This window comes from Shewanella sp. 2_MG-2023, from assembly GCF_030548905.1.
Classification (GTDB): Bacteria; Pseudomonadota; Gammaproteobacteria; order Enterobacterales; family Shewanellaceae; genus Shewanella; species Shewanella electrodiphila.
The window spans coordinates 1-767 of sequence record NZ_JAUOSO010000051.1; the positions used below are offsets into that span (position 1 = coordinate 1).

1 pseudogene is annotated in these 767 nt (G+C 51.6%); it reads right to left on the reverse strand.

Features of this window, described 5'->3' with window-relative positions:
- A pseudogene (locus Q4600_RS21125) lies at window positions 1-767 on the reverse strand (RTX toxin); the annotation flags it as partial.

Here is a 767-nt window from a genome sequence, read left to right on the forward strand (position 1 = left end):
TCGATAGAGCCCGCAGTGGCATCCATGTTGTCGGTGTCAGCATCCGTGACGGTTTGACCGTTTTGGTCGACTGCTGATGCGTCAACGGTGATGTCGCCATCAACTAAGCCTGAAATATCCACGCCATCAATACTGTAATCGCCATTGGCATCTACAGTGACGCCAGTGATGATTTGCACTGTGCCAGCGCTATCAGTCAGGGTTAGCGTGACTGTGCTGTTTGGCGCGACATCAGTAGTGGTACCTGAAATGTCAGCGGTTTCAGCGCCGTCATTGATGGTGAGGGCTACATCAATAGAACCCGCAGTCGCATCCATGTTGTCGGTGTCAGCATCCGTGACGGTTTGACCGTTTTGGTCGACTGCTGATGCGTCAACGGTGATGTCGCCATCAACTAAGCCTGAAATATCCACGCCATCAATACTGTAATCGCCATTGGCATCTACAGTGACGCCAGTGATGATTTGCACTGTGCCAGCGCTATCAGTCAGGGTTAGCGTGACTGTGCTGTTTGGCGCGACATCAGTAGTGGTACCTGAAATGTCAGCGGTTTCAGCGCCGTCATTGATGGTGAGGGCTACATCAATAGAACCCGCAGTCGCATCCATATTGTCGGTGTCAGCGTCAGTCACGGTTTGACCGTTTTGATCGACAGCTGAGGCATCAACGGTAATGTCGCCATCAACTAAACCTGAAATATCCACGCCATCAATGCTGTAATCGCCATTGGCATCAACAGTGACGCCAGTGATGACTTGGACTGTGCC